This window comes from Serratia sp. C2(1) (assembly GCF_036352655.1).
Lineage (GTDB): Bacteria > Pseudomonadota > Gammaproteobacteria > Enterobacterales > Enterobacteriaceae > Serratia > Serratia inhibens.
In genome coordinates this window covers 2,680,475-2,702,407 of record NZ_JAZFBA010000001.1, presented here as the reverse complement: position 1 = coordinate 2,702,407, position 21,933 = coordinate 2,680,475, and the positions used below count along the sequence as shown (strand labels likewise).

Sequence of the window (21,933 nt, the reverse complement as noted above, 5' to 3'; positions counted from 1 at the left end):
GCTAGTAATCATGAATATTTACTTTTCCATGGCCGCTTTTGCGTTGGCCGCTTCCATCACCCCCGGCCCGGTCAATATCCTTGCCCTGAGCGCCGGGGCGCAATTCGGTTTTAACGCTACTCTGCGCCATGTGCTTGGCGCCACGCTGGGGTTTACCCTGCTGCTGATCCTGCTTGGCCTGGGGTTGCATCAACTGCTGACCTTGTGGCCAGTGCTGACGCAGATCCTCCAGTGGGCGGGCATCGCATTCTTGCTGTTCATGGCCTATCAACTGGCATTTGATGACGGGAGGCTGGGCAACGGCAACCGGCGGCAGGCACCGTCATTCTGGTACGGCGCGCTATTGCAGTGGCTAAACCCCAAAGCCTGGCTGGCGTCGGTGGCCAGCCTGGGGGCGTTTGTCGCCGACGGCGACAGGCTGCTGCTGTGGCAGTTCGCGGCGATTTATGGCGTTATCTGTTATGCCTCGGTGGCCTGCTGGGCTTACGCCGGCACGATGCTGACCGGTTTATTGCAGCAGGCTCGCAACGTGCGGCGTTTTAATCGGCTGATGGCGCTGCTGCTGGCGGCCAGCGCCTGCTATCTGTTGGCCGATGGCGTTTAACGCGGGTTTTGGTACTGGCCGGGCGTGGCGGCCAGCAACTGTTTGAAGGTGCGTTGGAAGTGCGCCTGATCGGCAAAGCCGCTTTCGCTGGCGGCTGCGGCGATAGGGTAGCCGCGTTTTAACAGCCTGTGGCCAAACTGGATACGGCGATTCACCAGATAGGCGTGCGGCGTCATGCCGTAATGCTGCTTGAAGGCGCGGATCAGGTAGGAAGGCGACAGCGCCGCCGCCTGGCAGATCGCCTCCAGCGTCAGCGGCTGGGTGCAATGTTTGCTGATAAAAGCTGCCGCTGCTTCCAGTCTGGGGTGAGCGGCAACGGCGGGGGGTTGCGCTTCGCCCAGCCGGATTTGCAGATCGGTAAAATACTCCACCAGAGCAATGTGCTTTTCCAGATGGCAGCTTTGCGGGTCAACCAGGAGTTCATACAGCCGGTTCAGGCCGCCGAACAGCAGCGGATCGCGGCTGAGCACCTCATGGAACGGGATAAAGCTGCCGTCGCCGCCGGCTATCTCCCGTTGCAGCGCGCCCAGCCAGGCGGTATCGATATAAAACATGATGTACGACCAACGCTGGTCGCCGATCGGGTTGCAGGCGTGGGCCTGCTGCGGGTTGATAATCACCACGTCGCCGGCGCTGACCTGCAACTGCCTGCGACCGTTAATATAAATGCTGGTGCCGTCGGTGATGGTGCCGATGGAAAAGATTTCATGGCTGTGCAGGGCGTAGCAGACCTTGCGGCCATCTTCAATGGCGCGGGCTTCCACAAAGGGGAACTGCGGATCACGCCAGAACTGCGGCGCATTAGCGGTCATTGGTTTTCCTTTTGGGGGCGAGAGGGCTAACTTGTTATAGCGTAAAACGAACGCAGGAGGGAATGAGTATGATGATTTTTAATGTGTTCGGCCGCCTGCTGGGCGTTAAACGAGTGGGTGAAGAGTGGCAATTGTTCCGCGTGACGCTGCCGGAGCGCAAATACGTGCGCAGTTACGACATCGTGCTGCCGGAGGCATTGACCGAGGCCGATATTGCCGGCTATCTGGGGGATATTTATCATGAAGCGGCGACCGAAAGGTACCCCGATGTGTTCAGACTAGAATAAGGCCCCGGCCGAATGACCGGGGCGCAGATTAATCTTCTTCGTTGCGGGCCATCAGTTGACGCTGGTGTTCTTCACTGGCCGCCTGGATCTCTTCCAGCACTGAACCGACATCGGCGCGCTTGTTGCTTTCCACGAACTTCCCGGTCAGCACGCTTTCCGGCGTCAGATTGCCTTCCTGATACAGTGCCCAGATCTCTTTGGCGTATTTACTGTTGAGCAGTTCCGGCGCGTATTGACCGTAAAAGTTCGACATATTGTTGATATCGCGTTCGAACATGCTTTTGGCATGATTATTGGCGGCTGCGTCCACCACCTGCGGCAGATCGATAATCACCGGCCCGTTTTTGTCCATCAGCACGTTGAACTCCGACAGATCGCCGTGTACCAGTCCGGCGCACAGCATGCGCACCGCGTAGTTCATCATCACCGCGTGATCGGCCAACGCCTGTTCCGCCGTCAGGGTCACATCGCTCAGGCGCGGTGCAACCAGGCCTTCTTCGTCGGTGATCAGTTCCATCAGCAGCACGCCATCCAGGCAAATATCCGGCTGAGGTACGCGCACGCCCGCTTTGGCGAGCAGGTACAGCGCGTCGACCTCGGTGTTCTGCCAGGCTTCTTCCTGCTGCTGGCGGCCGAATTTAGATCCTTTGCTCATGGCGCGGGCATCGCGGCTGTTACGCACTTTACGGCCTTCCTGATAATTGACGGCCTGCTTGAAGTTACGTTTGTCCGCTTCTTTGTAGACTTTGGCGCAGCGGATCTCTTCGCCGCAACGCACGATAAAGACGTCGGCTTCTTTGCCACTCTTTAAACGGCGGATGACGTCGTCGATTAAACCATCATCTACCAATGGCTGGAGTCGTTTTGGAATTTTCATGCAGCCTTGTACCCTATTTAGGCTCCTGTGTGAATGGTTTGCTAAGGTGATATCGCAATTTAGACCTGAAAGGCAAAAATTAGTTTTGCCACGGGGGTGACTCGCCGCCGCAACGGCGGCTTTGCTACAGGTTTTCAGCCAGCACCCAGACGCTGACACTGCCGCCGTTTACCGGGAAAGTGGCGTTCCCCCGATCGTCGGTGGTGACTTCATCCTGGCGATTGCCAAGCCAATCTCGCCAGGTTCTATGCGCCATTTCGGCACCGAGCGACACTGCTTTGCCGTTTTCGGCACCATTGGTGAGCACCACTACGCAGCCGGGGGCATCGATGGTGCCGCTACGGCTGAAGGCCACACAATTCCTATCGTTAAAATAATCGGTTTGCACGCCATTGGCAAAGCGTTGACGCGCCTGGATCAGTTTTTCCAGCTCGGGGATCACCGGCATGTCAATCTGGTATTCATTGCCGTCGCTGCCTTGGTCTTTATAGCTGGCGCCGTACAGGTCGGGATAGAACACGCAGGGCACGCCCTGTTCACGCAACAAGATCAGGGCGTAGGCCAGCGGTTTAAACCAAGGCTCGACCGGCGCTTCCAGCGACTGCAGTGGCTGAGTGTCGTGGTTGGCGACCAGCGTAACCGAGTGGGCCGGATCGGCGGCGGTCAGCGTATCGGTGAAAATCTGCGCCATATCGAATCCGTCACCTTGTTTCGAGGCGTGATGAAACTTCAGGTGCAACGCCACGTCAAACAGCATCACCTTGCCGTCCACCTGGTCAATATACTGCTGTAACGCTGCCAGATCGTGTGACCAGTATTCCGCGACGATAAACAGGTCGCGCTGTGCGGCGTCGCGCACATGGTCCGCCCATTCCTTAAAGAACCAGGCCGGAATGTGTTTGGCGGCATCCAGTCGGAACCCGTCGCAGGGCAGGGTTTCCATCAGCCAGCGCGCCCAGAACTTCAGCTCTTCCGCCACCGCCGTGTTGCGAAACTCCACGTCGGCGCCCATCAGATAATCGTAATTGCCTTTCTCGTCGCCGACCTGATCGTTCCAGCCGTCGTCGCCGTAGTCATTGTCGATTTTGAACACGCCTTTTTCATCCGGCTGTTCAATGTAATCAACTCCGCCAAAACATTTATAATCCCAAATAAATTTGGAATAGGTGCCCTGGCGGCCGGGGAAAGTAAAACGCGTATAAGCCAGCGCGTCGAAGCCCTGATCGTTGATATTGTTGCGGTTGTTGGCGTCCGCCCGGTACACGCGGACCTGTTCTTTCTCGTCGGCGCCGAGCTTGTGGTTGAACACCACGTCATAAATCACCCGCACGCCGTTGTCGCGCAGCGTAGCGGCGGCATGGGTCAGCGCCTGTTTATCGCCGTATTTGGTGGCGCGGCTGCCTTTTTGATCGAACTCGCCCAGATCGAACAGATCATAACTGTCGTAACCCACCGAATAACCGCCGGAAGCCCCCTTATAGGCGGGCGGCAGCCACAGATCGGTGATGCCCAGCCCGGCAATGTGCGGTGCACGTTCGGCAGCTTCCTGCCATAACTTACCCCCATCGGGATAATACCAATGAAAAAATTGCAGCAGCGTGGTTTTTTTCGTCATGAGCCAGCATCCCGGTTAGCCAGAAAGAGGTGAGGAATTGGCCTTGTTCCAGCCACATCCTCTTTTAGCATGGGCTATTTTTGGCAAAAGGGAAAATTCGATGCAGGCCGCCGCGTGGCGGTGGCAAGCAGCGTATTCCTGGCCTTAACAGACTGCTAAGGATTCACCGGAGGCAGCACCGGCAACGATTCATTATTTTTATTTGCTGGCCACCCCTTTGGATATTAGCTTTTTTCACGCTGACGCAGGGCTTCTTCTCCGCCGATAAAGCAGTCTTCGTCCAGCGTCAGGCTGGCGATTTTATGCACCGGCCCGCGCATGCGGACGTGAAAATCCCCGCTGAAGCTGATCTGCAACTGGCCGCCCGGCATCCGAACGCTGACGTTGTCATCGACCCGATTCAGCTTGCGCATCACGCTGGCGGCCGCGCAGCTGCTGCTGCCGGAGGCCAGAGTAAAACCGGCGCCGCGTTCCCAAATGCCGATCTGCAGCGTTTGGCGATCTATCACTTCCACCAACTGTACGTTGGTTCTTTTGGGAAACAGCGGGTGATTTTCTATCTGTGGCCCCAACCGGTGAACTTGCGCCAGATCAAGCCGGGTCACCGGGACCACGCAGTGCGGGTTCCCCATCGATACCAGCGATACGCTGAGCGTTTCCTTTGCCAGCGGCAGCGGATAGTTGAGCGCTTCGGGCAAGTCGATAAGCGCCGGCAGCGCTGCCGGATTGAAATTGGCGCGGCCCATATCCACGCTGACCTGGTGTTTATCTTCATCGACCCGGCACTGGACGTCGCCGCCGGCGGTATGCACCAGAAACGGCAGATGGCTGACGCGGCCGATATCGAACAGATAGCGGGCATAAATGCGCAGGCCGTTACCGCTTTTTTCGGCTTCCGAGCCGTCCGGGTTAATGATGCGGAGCGTAGGATTGATGCTGTCGCCACTGTCGATCAGCAGGCCATCTGAACCTATGCCGTAATGGGGGTGACAGAGTATGCGGATTTGTTCGTTGCTCAGCCGCGCAGCGACCGAACGATGGCACACCAGGTAATCGTTACCCAGCCCGTGATATTTATGGAACAGCAGAGGAGTCATGGCGTTGTCAGGTTCGCTGTAAGAGGAAACCACAGCTTACAACAGATTTTTGGCGGGGGAATAAAACAAAAGGCGGCTTAAGCCGCCTCTTTGCTCAACTGCCGATTCAGCAATTAATTGTAGATGATCGCAGTACCGTGCAGTTTGTTGTCGCCGGTAGTTGAGATTATCTGGAAGGATTTGGCGCCGGCTTCATCCGCTTTGGCAGCCAGCTTGTTTTCCAGGCTGGTCAGATCGGAAGCGCCGCTGACGGTGATCACGCCGGTTTTTTGCAGATCGGACGGTTGAGCGTTAACCAGTTCGGCTGCGAAGCTACCGAAAGAAACAGAAGCCAGTGCGATGGCTGCGAGGGTGATTTTCAGGTTTTTCATGGTCTTATTTCCTATATCTATTCTGTACGATGTTTGTTTAGGAGGTCGTTAAATTGATTAACGATCGATAATTTAATGTTAGACGCCTGTTCAGCGTATTGCAACTATTTTTTTAATGTTCGTTAATTAATTTTCTTTTCACCGTCGTCCACGGGGGAGGAAACTGCCGTCACCGGCCCCGCGGATAACAATTAACTTATTGTTATTTATAAATTACTGCGGTGCCGTGCAGTTGATTATCGCCACTGGTGCCAATGATGCGGAATGATTTCGCACCGGCTGCGTCAGCTTTTTCCGCCAAACTGGCTTCCAGTGAGGTAATATCGGAAGCGCCACTGACGGTGATCACGCCGGTTTTTTGCTGGTTTGTCGGCTGGCTGTTAACCAGATCGGCAGCGAAGCTCCCGAAGGAAGCAGAGGCCAGAGCGATAGCAGCAAGAGTGATTTTTAAGTTTTTCATGATATTAGTTCCTATCCGAGAAGCGTAAATTGGGTTTTCAATGTCTGTCGTCAAGATTACTTAACGATCGATAACTAAATGTTAATCGCTTCTCGACGAGAGCGCAATATTTTTTTATAATGATCGTTAATTTAATTATGAAGCCCTGCTGCGGGGCGGGATAAGAGAGGGTCTATGAGTATCAATGAAGAGGTCTGCACCAAAAAAACGCGCGGCAGACCGAAGCAGTTTGATCGCGACCGTGCGCTGGAAAGCGCACTCGATCTGTTCTGGCGGCACGGTTATGAGTCAACGTCGCTGGCCGATCTGGTCGAGGTGACCGGTGCCAAGGCGCCAACGCTGTACGCCGAGTTCGGCAACAAGGAAGGGCTGTTCCGCGCTGCGGTGGAGCGTTACCTGCAAAAATACACCACCTGCACCAATCAACTGTTGGAGCAGGATCTGCCGATTGCGGAAATCGTAGAAGCTTACGTCCGCTCTTCAGCGCAGGTGTTTACCGATCCGGACACGCCGTCCGGTTGCTTTATGGTGTGTGCGTCCGCCGCGCTGTCATCTTCTTCTGACGAAGTCGCCATGATGCTGCGTAAAAAACACCATTCGCAGGAAACCAGCCTGAAGGCCTGCTTCGACCGTAAAGTGCAGCAGGGCGAGTTGTTGGCAAAAACCGACACCGGGTTACTGGCGAAGTACATTATTTGCACCATTGAAGGCATGTCGGTGCAGGCGCGTGAAGGAGCAAGCCGCGAGGATTTGTTCCGTCTGCTTGATGCGCTGATGCTGGTTTGGCCGCGTCTCAGCCAGGTGGGGAATAAGGTCTAGGGAAGGCGTCAGGGTAAGGCCGCATCGCTGCGGCCTTGATTCTGAATTATTGATTAACCGGGATCACCGCGCCTTTGTATTTTTCGCGGATAAAGTCCTGAATCTCCTTGGAGTGCAGCACTTTTACCAGCGCCACAATCTCCGGCTTGTTCACGTCGGCCTTATGCACGGTGATGATGTTGGCATAGGGGTTATTTTCACCGCTTTCGATAGCGATCGGATCCTTCGTCGGGTTCAGCCCGGCGTCAATGGCGTAGTTGGCGTTAATCACTACCGCGTCGCCCTCATCATTGTTGTACATCTGCGGCAGCAGCGCGCCTTCAACGTTCGCCAGGAATTTCAGGTGTTTCGGGTTTTCCACCACGTCGGTGATGCGCGCATCCACCTTGCTCACGCCCGGCTTCAGCTTAATCACGCCTTCTTTCTCAAAGATGGACAGAATGCGGCCTTCTTCCGCCACCGCGTCACGCATGATGATTTTGCCGTTGTCCGGCAGGTCTTTCAGGCTTTTATACTTCTTGGAATAAATACCGATCGGTTCGATATGGATGGCGCCGGCGCTGACGAAGTCATAGGTCTTATCGTCGGCATGGTCCTTCAATACCGAATTCAGGTAGGGCACGTGCTGGAAATAGTTGGCGTCAATATCGTGGCTGGCCAGCGCCGTGTTCGGCAGAATGTAGTCCTGGAAAGGTTTGATCACCAGATCGATGCCTTCCTTTGCCAGAATCGGTTTTGCCTGCTCGAGGATCTCGGCATGGGGTACGTTGGACGCGCCGACCACCAGCTTGGTTTCCGCCGCCGCACCAAAGGACGCCAACGCGGTCAGAGAGGCGAAGGCCAGCATCATCATTTGTTTTTTCATCATCATTATTCCTGAGTTATTTATCGTTTATCGAGCGTTCTTGTGATGGTGTCGCCAATGAACTGGATAACGAAAACGATCGCCAGGATCGTCAGCGTCGCCGCCAGCGTTACGTCACCGTGGTTGCGTTGAAACCCTTCCAGATAGGCCAGATTGCCCAGCCCGCCGGCGCCGATCACCCCGGCCATCGCGGTGCAGCTCACCAGCGCGATCAGGGTAACGGTAATGCCGGAAACCAGCGCCGGAGAAGACTCCGGCAGCAGCACGCGGAAGATAATGGTGCTGGTTTTGGCGCCCATGGAGCGCGCCGCTTCGATCACGCCTTTGTCCACCTCGCGCAGGCCAATCTCGACCAGCCGGGCATAGAAAGGCGCGGCACCGATAATCAGCGCCGGCAGGGCGGCGTCGGCCCCCAAAATAGTGCCGATCAGCGCCTTGGTGAACGGGATCAGCAACACGATCAGAATGATGAAGGGGATGGAGCGGAACACGTTGACCAGCACTGAAATCAGCGAATAGACCGCGCGGTTCTGCAACAGTTGGCCCCGGGAGGTCAGAAACAGAATCACCCCCAGCAAAATGCCGAGCATCAGCGTTGCCAGCCCGGCGATGCCCGTCATATAAAGGGTTTCCCAGGTGGCGTTCAGCAACTGATCAATACGCAGGTGAGGGAACAGTGACTCAATCATGTTTGATGACCTCAACGGCGATATCGCGTTCTTTCAATAATTTCAGCATGTTGTCGATTTGCAGGTCGTTGCCTTCCGCGTGGATATACAGCTCGCCGAACGACCCGTTCAGGGTGTGACTGATCTTGCCGTGCAGGATATTGATGGTCACCCGATAACGCTGGATCACATCGGAAATCACCGCCTGATGGGTTTGCATGCCGACAAAGGTCAGTTTGAAAATGGCGCCCGGCAGATGTTGAGTCAGCAGCGGATTGAAGCTTTCCTCGGTTTCCTGATACCGGGAAACCTGCTTGACGAACTGCCGGGTAATCGGCTGTTGCGGCTGGGTAAAGACGTCAATCACCGGGCCTTCCTCCACGATGCGGCCGTTCTCCATCACCGCCACCCGGTGGCAGATTTTGCGCACCACGTGCATTTCATGGGTGATCAGCACAATGGTCAGGTTCAGCTTGCGGTTGATATCCAGCAGCAGCTCGAGAATCGAATCTGTGGTCTGGGGATCGAGCGCCGAGGTGGCTTCATCGCACAGCAACACGCCAGGGTTATTGGCCAGCGCACGGGCAATGCCGACGCGCTGTTTCTGCCCGCCGCTGAGCTGCGAAGGATAGGCATCTTCGCGGCCCTGCAGACCAACCAGCGCGACCAGTTCCGCCACCCGCTGCTTGATTTGCGCTTTGGGCACCCCGGCGATTTGCATGGAGAAGGCGATATTTTGGCTGACGGTGCGTGACCACAACAGGTTGAAGTGTTGAAACACCATGCTGATTTTCAACCGCGCCTGGCGCAGTTGGTTGCCTTTGGCGCGGGCGATATCGAAACCATCGACCTGAATACTGCCGCTGGTGGGGGTTTCCAACCCGTTAAGCAAACGAATCAGGGTGCTTTTACCGGCACCGCTGTAGCCGATGATGCCGTAAATTTGCCCGGCCTCCACGGCCAGGTTGACATCATCAACCGCGACAACGCGGCCTTGCGCGCTGTCAAAAGTTTTGCAAACGTTCGAAAGAACGATCATAGAACAGCCAATCCTTATCAAAACATCACAGCATTCCGCCCGGAGCGAGTCACGCCGGAAAGGGGGCGGATTCTGGGGGTAAAAGGCAGGCGGAACCTCTGTTTCTGGTGAATACGGGGCCAATCCTACCGGGGGTTTATAGTGACAGGAAGAATGTAAAATCTATTAGTTATTCTGATTTGGTATATCAAATCATGAGAGGAAGTGATGACAAAAAATCGACCAAGGTAAACCTTGGCCGATTTGTTTTATTTAACGCTTGTCGAGCTTCATATGAAGCAGCGGGAAGGGATTGCCCTGGCCGTCGAGCGCCGAACGGCCGGTGATCTCAAAACCGTAATGGCGGTAAAATCCGCTGGCCTGCGGGTTTTGCTCATTGACGTCCAGCAACAGCTCATCGTGCAGCGTTTCGGCGTGCGCCAGCAGCGCTCTGCCGACCCCTTTGCCGCGCTGTTCCGCGTCGATAAACAGCATTTCCACCTTGTTGCCGCTTAGCCCGATAAAGCCGCAAGGGTGACCGGGGCGATCTTCCGCCACCCAAACGTCGACCGCCGGCAGGTAATGGTTCAACACCAGCGGGAACAGTTGGGCAATGTTATCTTCGGTAAGAAAGTGGTGGGTGGCGCGCACCGAACGCTGCCAAATATCTGCCAGTTGCGCGTTGTCTTCCGCCGCGCGTGCTCTAATGATAATCATCGAAGTCTCTGCTATCTAAGTTGAAGAAAAACAAAAATTAGATAGAGGTTTTGTGGGGTTAATGCCGAATTAACGTGGGTTAACGCCCTGCAAAAACGCCTCTGCAGTGAGTCGGACAGAAAATGTAATTCAGTGCGGTGTCCGTTTCAACCGCCGCATTGCGCATTTATGCGCGCCCCCACAGTCTGGCTACGGTCAGGGCGATAAAGGCTTCCAGCTTGGGCGATTGCCGCCGTTCGGGCAGATAGACCAGATGCATCGGCCGCGGCAGCGGCGAATAGTCCGGCAGCACGCGCACCAGCCGGCCGGCGGCGATATCCTCATCCAGCAGCATAGCGGCATGCAGCGCAATGCCGAAACCGGCCAGCGCCGCACGGCGTACCCCTTCGCCGGAGTCCATCCGCAGCCGTGGCCTGACCGGCACGCTGATTTCCCCCTGCGTGCCTTGCAGCCGCCAAAAATGATTGCCATCCCATTGACTAAAGCCAAAGCAGCTGTGTTCGCTGAGCTGTTCCGGCCGCATTGGGGCGCCATGCTGCGTCAGATAACCAGGAGAGGCCGCCAGCGTCATGCGGTAATCGGGCAGGGCACGCGCCACCAGGCCGTCATCCGCAACCGGCCCGATGCGAAATGCGGCTTCGTACCTTTCCTCAATCAAATCCACTTTGCGATCCGACAGCACCACCTCCGCTTCTACGTCCGGGTGCTGTTGCAGGAATTCGGTGAGGATCGGCGTCAAAACGCGGTTACCGAAGGTGACCGGCGCGCTGATGCGCAACAGCCCGCTGGGCGAGCTTAACAGCGCCCTTGCGCTGGCTTCGGCGGCGTCGGCATCGGCCAGCAGGCGGCGGCAGCGTTCATAGAAGACCCGACCGGCCTCGGTCAACCCTTGCCTGCGAGTGGTGCGGTTCAGCAACGGCGCGTTCAGCCGCTGTTCCAGATAGCGAATATGCTTGCCGACCATCGTGGGGGAAATCGCCATCTCGTCGGCGGCGGCGACAAAACTGCCTTTTTCCACCACCCGTACAAACACCTCCATGCTGGTTAAACGGTCCATTATAAACCTCTGGTGTTTTCTGAACGCCCTGCGGGCCACTTTTCGGCAGTATAACGCTCTGGGATACTGGAGGGTAACGACCGCCAGTGCGTTATTGGCGAAAAATTTACGGAGCAACGCCATGCAGGCATTAACCTTTGAACGTTTTGGCGGGCCAGAGGTGCTCGAATACCTTGAGCTGCCGACGCCACCGGTACCGGCAGGCGCGGTGCAGGTACGGATGGGGGCTGCCGGGCTGAACTTCGCCGATATCTACCGCCGCAAGGGCAATTATGTGCTGCACGGCAAGCCGCCGCATATCGGCGGTTACGAAGGCGTGGGCACCATTATCGCCGTGGGCGAGGGCGTTGACGGCTGGCAGGCGGGAGAGCGGATTGGTGTTGCCGACGTGCCTTTCTGCCACGCCACGCGCATCAACGTGCCGGTCGATCACGCGCTGCGGCTGCCGCAGGCATTGAGCGACGTCGAGGCCGCCTCGATTTTGTTGCAGGGGTTGACGGCACAGTACCTGATTAACGACAGCGTGCAGGTGCGGGCAGGCGATCGTGCGCTGGTGCATGCGGCCGCCGGTGGCGTCGGGCAAATATTGACCCGCATGCTGGTGGCGCGTGGCGCGCAGGTTTATGCGCTGGTGTCTTCGGCGCATAAACAGCAGATTGCGCTGAAGAATGGCGCGGCGGCGGCCTTTACCTACCGGCAGGACTGGGTGGCGCAAATCGCCGCGTTGACCGACGGCGGCGTCGAGTACGCTTTTGATTCGGTCGGCATCACGCTACAGCAAAGCATTGACGCGCTGCGCCCCGGCGGCCGGGTGGTGACTTTCGGTATGGCGGGGGGCGAGGCACCGGCGATCTCGGCTTATCACCTGATGATGGATTCCAAAGGCGTGGTGGGCGGCGATCTCTGGACCTACCTCAATAGCGGCGAGGCGCGTCGCGAGCGGGCAGAACGGCTGTTCGCCAGTTGGCAGAACGGCGAATTTACGCTGCCGCATATCGAGACTTTCCCGCTGAGCGAAGGCGCGGCTGCCCACCGTCGGCTGGAGGATCGCAGCTTTGCCGGCAAGATTGTTTTGCTCAACGATCGGGACTAAAACCGCCGCGTGATACACTGGCCACCGGATGATTAAGGGGCCTGGCAGGATGGAAGCATTACGCGCAGCGATAGAAAAACAGGTGATCGGCCTGACCGGGCTGGCGCTCGGCGGCATAGATTTCGAAAACCCGGCGGGTGACCCCGGCCTGTTTGGCCCGCAGTCGGTCATCTGGCGGGTACACTGCGATTTTACCTCAATGCTGTGCGGCGGCGTCAGCGCCTTGCTGTTGCAAATGCTGCACCCGCTGGCGTTGGCCGGGGTGTGGGATCACTCCAATTTTCGCGAAGATATGCTTGGCCGCCTGCGCCGCACCAGCCAGTTTGTCTCCGTCACCACCTTTGGCCCCACCGCAGAAGCCGAACGGCTGATCGCCAAGGTGCGGGCCATTCATTTGCAAGTGACCGGGGTCAGCAATGACGGCAGGCCCTATGCCGCCAGCGACCCCGATTTGCTTACCTGGGTACACGTGGTGGAAAGCAGCAGCTTCCTGGCGAGCCACCTGCGCTACCGCAACCCGCACCTTTCCCCCGAACTGCAAGATCGCTATTACCAGGAGACGGCGCGCGTTGCCGCCGCTCTGGGCGCGCGCGATATTCCCACTTCCTGCGCGGCGGTGGCCGACTATCTGCAACGGATGCGGCCGCAACTGGTGTGCGATGAACGCACGCGTGAAGTGGCGCGCATTCTGCTGGCCGCCCCGGCGCCGAGCGCATTGGCACGGCCCTTGGGTTGGCTGGTGATGCAGGCGGGCATCGATCTGCTGCCCGACTGGGCGCAGCGGCAGTTTGATTTTTATCCCGGCAGGCTGCGGCGGCGCCTGGTGAGAGTGGGCGCAGGCGGCGTCGGTAAGGTGCTGCGCGCCTCGATGCGCAACGGGTCCTATCAGCGCGCCGTACGGCGAATTAACAAACCGGCGTAAGCCCCTGCCGCCATAAGCGCTCTACCCAAAATAATTGGAGTTGCATCTCGGCGGCAAGGCCGTTCATCCCCGGGAGCTTAGTAAACTAAGTGACTGGGGTGCACGGGTGCAGCCAACACAGATGCAGCTTCAAGTATGACGGGTATATAGTTATTACCAATAACCCAATGTTTTATCCCCGTTTATGGTCATTTTTGAGACTTTTACGGGTGATCCGGCCACGGATGCGCTTTACACTTGGGAAAAGCCGAATTCCACTTTATTGGTGCGCAGCATTATTCTGCGCCGTGACCCCATTGTTGAGGTGATATGAACGAGTCATACGTACTTGCTGAAGTCAGTAATGAGAATCAGACGCTGGTGGCGGTGGTTCAGCAAGATCACCGGGCAGCCTATTTTTACATTTACCCTGCGGAAGAAAACGGCGAGCGTTTTCAGGTGCGCGCCTGCTGGCTGCGTAATCTGGCGGCTGCACCCTTGCAGGAAGATCGCGCCGCGCTTGAACGGGGCCAACCGCCCATGCTGGCGGCCGAGTTTTGCCGCAATCTGGAAGGGGAAGCGCCGCTGAATCCGGATGGGTTGACGGTGGTCTGGACCGAAAGCGACGACGGCGCGGCGCTGTGGTATTACGGCCAGCTGCTGGCGGTGATCCCCGGCTGGAGCCTGTATATCGACCATTCGGTGTGCTATTCCGCCAGTTGCATCAAAGAGAGCCCGCTGGTTTATCCGCTCGGTTCGGCCTCCACCAACACCCAGTACGCGCTGGCGGAAAACACCCGTCAGTTCTGGCGCAGTTGGCAGCGCGAGGAAGGCAACCCGTGGCCCAAAATGCAGAGCGATTATCAGGCGCGTTATGAGCAGCACTTTGGCCCTTCGGTAAAATACTACGCCATCGATCAGGGCAAATGGCCGCCGATGGCGATTACCCAACACGAACGCGACGGCATTTATTATTTTCTCACCATGGGCGTCAGCATCCGGCCGATGCCGTGGGTCGACATTCTGTTTAACGACGATGCCGGCCGTTATCGCCGCATGGAAATGGGCATCGCCATCGACGGCCAATACATGACCGAAGAGAACGCGGTGCAGATGGCCAGCGCGCTGGCCGGGTTCGCGCACGTCCCCTGGGCGAAAATCACCTGGTTTGGCGAAGGGCATACGCTGGCGTCGGAAGTGGCGCCGCTGGGCTATGAAGGCTACGTGCTGTCCTCGGCGTTTTACCCTTACAACGAACATCTGACGCTGCCGAAGCAATACGGCGATCCGGTGAACATCTTCTGGGCCAGCCCGGTATTTGAAGCCGAACGTCTGCTGGCGCACGCCACGCCGAACGGTGGCCACGATCTGGTGAACAAGCTGCGCGAGCAGGGCGTTGACCATATCTTCCGCCCACGCCAACCGGTATGCTGAGACGGAATTTTTCTCAGGGGGATCCATCATGACGTCAGCGTTGTTGATTATCGATGTGCAGAAAGGGTTGTTTACGCCACCGCCGGCGGATGCCGAAGCGACGCTTGGCCGGATTAACCAACTGAGCGACCGCGCCCGCCTGGCCGGCGTGCCGGTGATTTTTATCCAGCATCGCACGGCTGACGAAGAGTTGGCGCACGGTAGCGACGCCTGGCAGATTGACCCCGCATTGCAGGTGAAAACCGGCGATCACCGGGTGGAAAAAACCACGCCGGATTCGTTCCTGCGCACCGGGTTAGGGCCGCTGTTGATCGCCAACGGCGTAACGCACCTGGTGATTTGCGGCTATTCCACCGAGTTCTGCGTGGATACCACCACCCGCCGTGCCGCCGCGCTTGGCTACCCGGTCACGCTGGCGGCGGATGCCCACACCAGCCACGACAAACCGCACGCGACCGGCCTGCAAATACGTGCCCATCACAATGCCACATTATCGAATATCGAGAGCTTCGGCGTACCGATTGCCGCGCTGCCGGCGGCAGAGATCCTCTTCTGATCGTCAGATAAAAGGCCCGCCGCGAGTCGGGCCCGTGAGTTGTTATTTCAATCCCGCCCTGCGCGCAGCCACCTTTGCCAACGCCGACCAGTCCAGATCCGCATCGCCCTGCGCCACCGCGTCAAGGAAGTTATCCTTCAGCACGCTGGCGAACGGCATTGGCGTGTGGCTATTGGCTCCGGCCTCCAGCGCCAGGCTCACGTCTTTCATACCCAAGCTTAATTTGAAGCCGGCCGGTTCGAACCTTTCTTCGGCAATCAGTGCGCCATAACCCTTGTAGGCCGGGGAGGCGAACAGGGTGTTGCTGAGCATGTGCAGATAATCCGTGCCGGAAACGCCGTAGTTGCGTACCAGCGCACTGCCTTCCGCCATCGCCTCAATTGCGCTGGCCAGCGTGAAGTTGGCGGCAATTTTGACGATATTGGCCTGTTCGGGCAGTTCGCCAAAGTGCCATGTTTGCTGGCCGAGCACTTCAAACAGTGGCTGGACTTTGGCGAGCAACTGCGCATCACCCGCCGCCAGAATGTTCAGTTTGCCGGCCGCGGCGACATCCACCCGCCCCAGTACCGGTGCGGCGATATAGCCGACGTTGCGCTCGGCGTGCAGCGCTGCCAGTCGTTTGGCCAGCGCTACCGATACCGTCGCCATATTGATATGGATTGCCCCCGGTTGCAGCCGTTGCAGCAGGCCACTTTCCACCACTACCTGCTCGGTCGCCGCATCGTTGGCCAGCATGGTGATCAGTACATCCACATCGGCCAGCTCGTCCGCTTGCTGCGCCTGCATAGCCCCGGCGGCGACTAGCGGTTGTGCCGGTTGAGGGGAGCGGTTCCATACTTTCAGCGCATACCCTGCTTGCAACAGGTTGGTGGCCATGGCGCTGCCCATTCCGCCCAGTCCGGCAAATCCGATCTTCATATTGCGTTCCTTCTTCAGGTTGAATCCCTTCACCCTAGCGCGGCAGGCTGAGAACGCAAATGGCGGAATGTAACGCTTTCTTACCCGACCCGCGCGCCGCCGTTAATCGAAGTGACGGTGCCGGTGATAAATGAAGCCTGTTCCGAGGCGAGCCACAAGGCGGCGGCGGCAATATCGTCTACCCGGCCGGTGCGCGCCAGCGGCGTTTCTGCCGCAATGGCATCAATGCGATCCTGCGGCAGCCCGGCACCGAAGAAGCGCGTACCGGCGATAAAGCCCGGTGCAATGGCGTTGACGGTGATCCCCTGCGGGCCCAGTTCGCGCGCCAGATTGAGGGTAAAGCCCTGCACGCCGGCTTTGGCGGCGGAATAGCCCAGCGCACCGGGGCTGCCGCTGCCGCATTGGGCAGCAATCGAACTCAGGTTAATGATGCGTCCGCCCGGTTTGCGCAGGTGCGGCAGCATCGCCAGGGTGAACAAAAAGGTACTTTTCAGGTTACCCTCGATCACCGCATCCCATTCGCGCTCGGCCTGCGCCAGCGGCGTGTCGGCCGCAATCACTCGGGTAAAACCGGCGTTGTTGACCAGCACATCCACCGTACCGAGATCTTCCGCCAGCCGTGCGACCACCTCTTCCACCTCACCGCGGCGGCTCAGGTCCGCCGCATAGTGCCGGGTGCCAGGGCCAATTTGCCGGGCGGCCTGCTGCAGACGCTGGGAGTCACGCGCCACGATGGCTATGCGGTAATCCTGTTGCGCCAATTGCTGGGCGATGGCCAGCCCAATGCCGCTGGAGCCGCCGGTGATAATTGCTGTACGTTGCGTCATAACCGATCCTCATTTGCCGCCGCCCACCCCGGAATGACGTGGCCCGGCGGTCAGGAAAAGTATTGGCTTTTGGAATCGATACATCCAATACTCTATTTATAATTTCAAAATACGAAAAAGGTATCACGTGATTGAACTACGCCAACTTAGGCAGTTTATTGCCGTGGCCGAAGAGATGAGCTTTCACCGCGCCGCCGAGCGCCTGCATATGGCGCAGCCGCCACTGACCGCCGCCATCAGAAAAATTGAGCAGGAGCTGGGGGTATCGTTGCTGGAGCGTGGCAACCGCATCACGCGCATTACCGACGCGGGGCAGGTGTTTTTGATCGAGGCGCGGCGCACCCTGGCGCAGTTCGAGCGCACTTTGGGCAATACCCGACGGGCGGCGCGCGGCCTGACCGAATCGCTGCGGCTGACCTTTGTCGACAGCACGGTGAACGCCCTGTTGCCGGGGATCCTGAGGCAGTTTCGCCTCGAGTATCCGCTGGCGGAGTTTCATCTGCAGGAAGCGACGACCGCCGAGCAACTGATCGCCCTGCGCGACGATCGCGCCGATATCGGTATGGTGGTGCTGCCGGTGGCCCCGCAGGAGGGCTTGCAGATCCAGCCTTTCCTGTTTGATCGCATGGTGCTGGCGCTGCCGGATCACCACCCGCTGGCGGCACAACAGCAAGTGACGCTGCGCGATCTGGCCGATCAACCGTGGTTGCTGTTTCCGGCGCATTACGGGCCAGGCATGCACGCGGCGATCCTGCAAGCCTGTGCGGTGGCGGGGTTCAGCCCGCGCATCGTGCAAGAGGCGCGGCAGATGCAGACTATCGGTGGGTTGGTGGCCGGTGGCGTAGGGATTGCGCTGATGCCTGCGCTGTTTGCCGTGCTCAAATCCCCCGGCGTGGTGTTCCGCGAACTGAGCGGCGTGGGCAGCCCGGTACCTTATACGCTGGCGCTGGCATGGCAAACGCCCTCGCCACTGACCGACGCGTTTTGCCGTATCGCTGCGGAACAGGCGGCGGCCTATCGGCGTGAGGCGCTTGATTCGACGGCGGTCAGGAACGGCTGAATACGCCAATGCCTTTCTCTTCACGTTCCCCTATTTTGCAATGCCGCCGGTACCGGCGGCATTTTCAGGACGCAGGTCAGGCCGCGCTGTCGACAATCGGGTGTTTGACCACGAAGAGATAGGATAGCGCGCCGATGACGGTGAAGCAGGCGCAAAGGATAAGCGCCAGTTTAAACGAGTGGGTGGTGTCCAGGATAAAGCCGGTGATCACCGGGGCGAACGAGGCGAAAATAAAGCTGGCGAAGTTCTGGATGCTGCCGACCGAGGCGGTCATGCGCGAGGTCACCGCCACGTGGATCAAGCCCCAGCAGGAGGTGCCGGCAAAGTGAATGCAAAACAGCGCCATGCCGATCAACACGACGGCGCTGTAGGTGGTGGTAGCCTGCGGCACAATGGCGGTGAAGGACGCGGACAGCAACATGCCGGCCACGATGCAGATTTTGCGGCTTTTCAGCGGCGCCATGCCACGGCGAACCAGGAAGTCGGTGACAAAACCGTTCGACAACATGCCGGCGGCGCCGAACAGGAACGGAATGGCGCTCATCAGCCCGGTACTTTTCAGATCCAGATGGTAGGTGGTTTGCAGGTAGCCCGGCAGCCAGGCCAGATACAGCCACGCGGTGTAGTTGATGCCGCTAAAACCGATCATCATGCCCCACATGGTGCGGTTCCTGAATAACGAGCGCCACTCGCGGAAGTTCACCGGTTCGCGCCGTGCGCTGACGCTGCCGGCATTCAGATAGGCCTGTTCCTGGGCGCTCAGATCGATGTCCTGGCGGTTGCGATACAGCATATACCACCCGATCGACAGCGCGATCCCCAGCACGCCGATAGTGATGAACATCCCGCGCCAGCCGAAGGCCAACATCATGGCGGTGAGGATCGGCGGGCTGATCGCCAGGCCAATGGTGGACGCCGCATTGAAGATCCCCATCGGCATGCCACGCTGTTTGATGTTGAACCAATCGTTGATCACCTTCACGCCGCACGGGTTCATCGGCGCTTCGCCGATCCCCAGCCCGATGCGTACCCAGATAAACTGGGTGAAATTGTGGATCATGCCGGACAGCGTCTGGAACACCGACCAGACGAACATTCCCACCCCCAGCATAATGCGCGGACCCTTGCGATCCAGCAGCAGTCCGCAGGGCAGTTGGGCGATACCGTACGCCAATGAAAACGCCGAAAGCAGCAGGCCGATTTCGGTGCCGCTCAGGCCCATTTCCTCCCGGATGGTGGAATTCGCGACCGACAGCGAACTGCGGTCAAGGAAGTTGATAATGGCGGCGAAAAACAACAACAGCATGGCGGTGGTCTGGATTTTTTTAATTCTCGCCGAACGTACCAGCAGGCCGTTTGGCGGCATCGGAATGATGTGATCTGAATAAGGGTCAATCTGTTCTTTTCCGCTGTCAACGGTGGTGGTTCTTTCCATCTTTGCCTCCAGAATTTCGCATTAATAATATTTATTATTCCGGGTATTCCCCTGGGTGGTGCATGAGCAGGTGATCGGCAGTAAGCCTAGATGGAGGGATATTTTAGCGATGCGTTTTTGTCGCGGTTCCGTGCGGCAGTTACTATTTTGCTGCTCTTTATCGGTTTTAAATGCCGCATTCGGTGTTTTTTATCGATAAAAAACGATCAGGCGGCGTCCTGATTGATGGAGCGGATCATCGATTGCTTGGCGGTGTCCAGATGGCGATGCAGCGCGTTGATCGCCTCCTGATCATTGCGGCAGATCAACGCGCTGAGGATGATCATATGTTCTTCGATGGCAATGATATTGCGCTGTTTCAGGTCGGTTTCATCCCACTGGTAGTGGAAGTGGAAAATCACCGAAATGATCTCCAGCGACTGATTGAAAAACGGGTTATTGGCCGCGGAGAGGATCAGGCCGTGAAAGTCGCGATCCAACTGGGAGAACAGGCGATAGCTGTCGCTGATGCTTTCCCGCAGCTGGCGGTGGCGGCTCAGCAGCTCCCTGGCCTGCAACCAGCGTTCGTCGTCGGCGGGCAAGTTGATAAAGCGCGACAGGGCGTGAGTTTCCAGCATCTGACGCAGCTCAAACAGCTGTTCGGCATAGTTTTGATCAAACTTTTTCATGCGCCACTGGCCGCGCTTGACGGTTTCGATCAGGTTATAACGGCTGAAGTGCAACAGGAATTCCCGCACCACCAGCGGGCTGACGTTGGCGAGGCGCGACAATTGCAGCTCGCTGAAGCTGTCGCCGGCGCGCAGCTGCTTCTGGTTAATCATCTGATAGAAGGCTTTCTTGAACTGTTTGTCCTGCTCTTCCAGCGAATGGCTCACGCACTCGAAGCCGTCCTCCGCCTGCGGCGGCCGTACAATCACATAGTCGTCCCCGACCTTTTCCAACACCCCGCGCCGGTCGAGATGGGCCAGCGTGTGGCGTACCGTGGTGCGGCTGATGTTATACATTTCGGCCAGCGCCGCCTGTGAAGGCAGCGGCGAACGGAGATGGCCGCCGCGAATCCCCTCAATCATCTGGTTAACCACGTTGTGCCGCAGGTTCCGGGTTCTGCTCATGTGCTGTCTCTGGTGTTTTTTATGCATTTAAAACCAATTTAAATCGGTTTATTTAGTGCTGCCTCACAGTTCTGCTCGATGGCATAACCGGTCACCGCGTTTTTATTGAATATACCCATCAGACTTGAAGCTGCATCTGTGTTGGCCGCACTCACTTACCCGAATCACTTACTGCAGTAAGCTCATCGGGATGCGCTCCCTTGCCGCCGTGATGCAACTCCAATTATTTTGGGTATAACCTTCCCACCTGACTGGAGGAAAGACGATGACGACAATGAAAACATTAGTGTGCGAGCAGCCGACGAAATTGGTTTATCAACAGCGGCCGGTGCCTTTGCCCGCAGACCAGGAGGCGGTGATCAAAATAATCACCGTCGGCATTTGCGGAACGGATATTCACGCCTGGTCCGGTCATCAGCCTTTCTTTAGTTATCCCCGCGTCCTGGGCCATGAAATATGCGGCGAGATTGTCAGCATCGGCAATAATGTCGGCGGCTGGCGGGTAGGCCAGCGCGTGACGGTGATGCCGTATATTTCTTGCCGGCGTTGCGGTGCCTGCCAAAGCGGCAAAACCAACTGCTGCGAGAATATTTCGGTGATTGGCGTTCATCAGGATGGCGGTTTCTGCGAGTTCCTGAGCGTGCCGGCCGGCAACCTGCTGGCGGTGGACGGCCTGCCGCCGGAAACGGCGGCGCTGATTGAACCCTTCGCCATCAGCGCCCACGCGGTGCGCCGGGCGGCAATAGCCCCGGACGATCACCTGCTGGTGGTGGGGGCCGGGCCGATCGGGCTGGGCGTGGCGGCGATAGCCTGCGCCGACGGCGCGCAGGTGGTGGTCGCCGATACCAGCGCCGAGCGGCGGGCGCAGGTTGAAAAAGCCCTGGGGCTGCCGACGCTCAACCCGGCGGATGAGCAATTTGACGCGGCGCTGCGCAATCGATTCGGCGGCATGCTGGCGGCCAAGGTGATTGACGCCACCGGCAACCCGCACGCGATGAATAATAGCCTGAACCTGATCCGCCACGGCGGCAGCATCGTCTTCGTCGGGCTGTTCAAGGGCGATATTCAGTTCTCCGATCCGGAGTTCCATAAAAAAGAAACCACTCTGATGGGCAGCCGCAATGCGACCCATGAGGATTTCGCCAAGGTGGGCCGTTTGATGGCGGCAGGGCAAATTACCGCGCAGATGATGCTCTCCCACCATTTTGATTTCGACACCCTGGCGGAGCATTACGAACAACAGGTGATTAATAATAAGCAGTTGATCAAAGGCGTTATCCATTTCAATTAACCCCGACGCCGCTCCTCAATGCGTTATGTTGAACGAGCG

At 57.9% G+C, this 21,933-nt stretch carries 24 protein-coding genes; 9 read left to right on the top strand and 15 right to left on the bottom strand.

All coding sequences use genetic code 11. From position 1 onward, the window contains the following. Nucleotides 1–10 precede the first annotated feature (10 nt). Nucleotides 11–604: a LysE family translocator gene (locus tag V2S86_RS12660; protein WP_330762705.1), complete on the top strand. Its 594-nt coding sequence runs from the start codon at nt 11–13 to the stop codon at nt 602–604. Here V2S86_RS12660 and V2S86_RS12655 read toward each other — a convergent pair. Then, complete coding sequence (locus tag V2S86_RS12655; protein ID WP_330762704.1) at nt 601–1,416, bottom strand: AraC family transcriptional regulator; 816 nt, start codon at nt 1,414–1,416, stop codon at nt 601–603. The genes V2S86_RS12660 and V2S86_RS12655 overlap by 4 nt on opposite strands. A 68-nt stretch (nt 1,417–1,484) precedes the next feature. On the opposite strand from V2S86_RS12655, the gene V2S86_RS12650 reads away from it, so the two are divergent. Continuing rightward, entirely contained in the window at nt 1,485–1,703 is a 219-nt protein-coding gene (locus V2S86_RS12650; protein WP_330762703.1) for a DUF7661 family protein, read from the top strand. Between the two features lie 28 nt (nt 1,704–1,731). Here the strand turns inward: V2S86_RS12650 and V2S86_RS12645 are convergent, their stop codons facing one another. From V2S86_RS12645 to bhsA (V2S86_RS12625), 5 genes are all read right to left on the bottom strand, one after another. Then, on the bottom strand, nt 1,732–2,580 hold the full coding sequence (locus V2S86_RS12645) for a PA4780 family RIO1-like protein kinase (RefSeq protein ID WP_330762702.1): 849 nt from the start codon (nt 2,578–2,580) through the stop codon (nt 1,732–1,734). Nucleotides 2,581–2,704: 124 nt separating this feature from the next. Continuing rightward, nucleotides 2,705–4,195 (bottom strand): alpha-amylase, encoded by a 1,491-nt coding sequence (gene amyA / locus V2S86_RS12640; protein WP_330762701.1) that lies wholly within the window; start codon nt 4,193–4,195, stop codon nt 2,705–2,707. A 224-nt stretch (nt 4,196–4,419) separates the two neighbouring features. Then, entirely contained in the window at nt 4,420–5,292 is an 873-nt protein-coding gene (dapF, locus tag V2S86_RS12635) for a diaminopimelate epimerase (RefSeq protein WP_330762700.1), read from the bottom strand. A gap of 113 nt (nt 5,293–5,405) precedes the next feature. Beyond that, the gene (bhsA, locus tag V2S86_RS12630; protein ID WP_330762699.1) at nt 5,406–5,663 is read right to left on the bottom strand and encodes a multiple stress resistance protein BhsA; all 258 of its coding nucleotides are present in this window, start codon (nt 5,661–5,663) and stop codon (nt 5,406–5,408) included. Between the two features lie 202 nt (nt 5,664–5,865). Continuing rightward, the gene (bhsA, locus tag V2S86_RS12625) at nt 5,866–6,123 is read right to left on the bottom strand and encodes a multiple stress resistance protein BhsA (RefSeq protein WP_330762698.1); all 258 of its coding nucleotides are present in this window, start codon (nt 6,121–6,123) and stop codon (nt 5,866–5,868) included. 174 nt (nt 6,124–6,297) lie between these two features. Here bhsA (V2S86_RS12625) and V2S86_RS12620 point away from each other — a divergent pair, with 174 nt between their 5' ends. Continuing rightward, nucleotides 6,298–6,942 carry a TetR/AcrR family transcriptional regulator gene (locus V2S86_RS12620; protein ID WP_330762697.1) on the top strand — a complete coding sequence of 215 codons (645 nt, stop codon included), beginning with the start codon at nt 6,298–6,300 and terminating at the stop codon, nt 6,940–6,942. Between the two features lie 46 nt (nt 6,943–6,988). On the opposite strand, the gene V2S86_RS12615 is transcribed toward V2S86_RS12620, so the two are convergent. From V2S86_RS12615 to V2S86_RS12595, 5 genes are all read right to left on the bottom strand, one after another. Continuing rightward, nucleotides 6,989–7,810: a MetQ/NlpA family ABC transporter substrate-binding protein gene (locus V2S86_RS12615; protein WP_442996146.1), complete on the bottom strand. Its 822-nt coding sequence runs from the start codon at nt 7,808–7,810 to the stop codon at nt 6,989–6,991. 17 nt (nt 7,811–7,827) lie between these two features. Then, a complete protein-coding gene (locus tag V2S86_RS12610) occupies nt 7,828–8,496 on the bottom strand; it encodes a methionine ABC transporter permease (protein ID WP_330762696.1) in 669 nt (222 codons plus the stop codon). Continuing rightward, entirely contained in the window at nt 8,489–9,514 is a 1,026-nt protein-coding gene (locus V2S86_RS12605; RefSeq protein ID WP_330762695.1) for a methionine ABC transporter ATP-binding protein, read from the bottom strand. The genes V2S86_RS12610 and V2S86_RS12605 overlap by 8 nt, the downstream gene beginning before the upstream one ends. A 252-nt stretch (nt 9,515–9,766) precedes the next feature. After that, entirely contained in the window at nt 9,767–10,210 is a 444-nt protein-coding gene (locus V2S86_RS12600) for an acetyltransferase (RefSeq protein ID WP_330762694.1), read from the bottom strand. A 166-nt stretch (nt 10,211–10,376) separates the two neighbouring features. Next, nucleotides 10,377–11,267 (bottom strand): LysR family transcriptional regulator, encoded by an 891-nt coding sequence (locus V2S86_RS12595; protein ID WP_330762693.1) that lies wholly within the window; start codon nt 11,265–11,267, stop codon nt 10,377–10,379. Nucleotides 11,268–11,388: 121 nt separating this feature from the next. On the opposite strand from V2S86_RS12595, the gene V2S86_RS12590 reads away from it, so the two are divergent. The 4 genes from V2S86_RS12590 to V2S86_RS12575 all read left to right on the top strand — a co-directional run bounded on the left by V2S86_RS12590 (nt 11,389) and on the right by V2S86_RS12575 (nt 15,251). Then, nucleotides 11,389–12,360 carry a quinone oxidoreductase family protein gene (locus V2S86_RS12590; RefSeq protein WP_330762692.1) on the top strand — a complete coding sequence of 324 codons (972 nt, stop codon included), beginning with the start codon at nt 11,389–11,391 and terminating at the stop codon, nt 12,358–12,360. A gap of 49 nt (nt 12,361–12,409) precedes the next feature. Beyond that, nucleotides 12,410–13,282 carry an oxygenase MpaB family protein gene (locus tag V2S86_RS12585; protein WP_330762691.1) on the top strand — a complete coding sequence of 291 codons (873 nt, stop codon included), beginning with the start codon at nt 12,410–12,412 and terminating at the stop codon, nt 13,280–13,282. 309 nt (nt 13,283–13,591) lie between these two features. Next, nucleotides 13,592–14,695, top strand: coding sequence for a suppressor of fused domain protein (locus V2S86_RS12580; protein WP_330762690.1), 1,104 nt, complete (start codon nt 13,592–13,594; stop codon nt 14,693–14,695). Between the two features lie 28 nt (nt 14,696–14,723). Then, nucleotides 14,724–15,251, top strand: a complete 528-nt coding sequence (locus tag V2S86_RS12575) for a cysteine hydrolase family protein (RefSeq protein WP_330762689.1) — start codon at nt 14,724–14,726, stop codon at nt 15,249–15,251. 42 nt (nt 15,252–15,293) lie between these two features. On the opposite strand, the gene V2S86_RS12570 is transcribed toward V2S86_RS12575, so the two are convergent. Continuing rightward, on the bottom strand, nt 15,294–16,187 hold the full coding sequence (locus tag V2S86_RS12570) for an NAD(P)-dependent oxidoreductase (RefSeq protein WP_330763196.1): 894 nt from the start codon (nt 16,185–16,187) through the stop codon (nt 15,294–15,296). Between the two features lie 62 nt (nt 16,188–16,249). Further along, a complete protein-coding gene (locus V2S86_RS12565) occupies nt 16,250–16,996 on the bottom strand; it encodes an SDR family NAD(P)-dependent oxidoreductase (RefSeq protein ID WP_330762688.1) in 747 nt (248 codons plus the stop codon). A 127-nt stretch (nt 16,997–17,123) separates the two neighbouring features. Here V2S86_RS12565 and V2S86_RS12560 point away from each other — a divergent pair, with 127 nt between their 5' ends. Then, nucleotides 17,124–18,056, top strand: a complete 933-nt coding sequence (locus V2S86_RS12560; RefSeq protein ID WP_330762687.1) for a LysR family transcriptional regulator — start codon at nt 17,124–17,126, stop codon at nt 18,054–18,056. Nucleotides 18,057–18,132: 76 nt separating this feature from the next. On the opposite strand, the gene V2S86_RS12555 is transcribed toward V2S86_RS12560, so the two are convergent. Together V2S86_RS12555 and V2S86_RS12550 are read right to left on the bottom strand one after the other, a co-directional pair. Then, the gene (locus tag V2S86_RS12555) at nt 18,133–19,491 is read right to left on the bottom strand and encodes an MFS transporter (protein WP_330762686.1); all 1,359 of its coding nucleotides are present in this window, start codon (nt 19,489–19,491) and stop codon (nt 18,133–18,135) included. 206 nt (nt 19,492–19,697) lie between these two features. Beyond that, entirely contained in the window at nt 19,698–20,603 is a 906-nt protein-coding gene (locus V2S86_RS12550) for a GntR family transcriptional regulator (protein ID WP_330762685.1), read from the bottom strand. Between the two features lie 265 nt (nt 20,604–20,868). On the opposite strand from V2S86_RS12550, the gene V2S86_RS12545 reads away from it, so the two are divergent. Beyond that, nucleotides 20,869–21,894 carry a zinc-binding alcohol dehydrogenase family protein gene (locus tag V2S86_RS12545; RefSeq protein WP_330762684.1) on the top strand — a complete coding sequence of 342 codons (1,026 nt, stop codon included), beginning with the start codon at nt 20,869–20,871 and terminating at the stop codon, nt 21,892–21,894. Nucleotides 21,895–21,933: the final 39 nt, after the last annotated feature.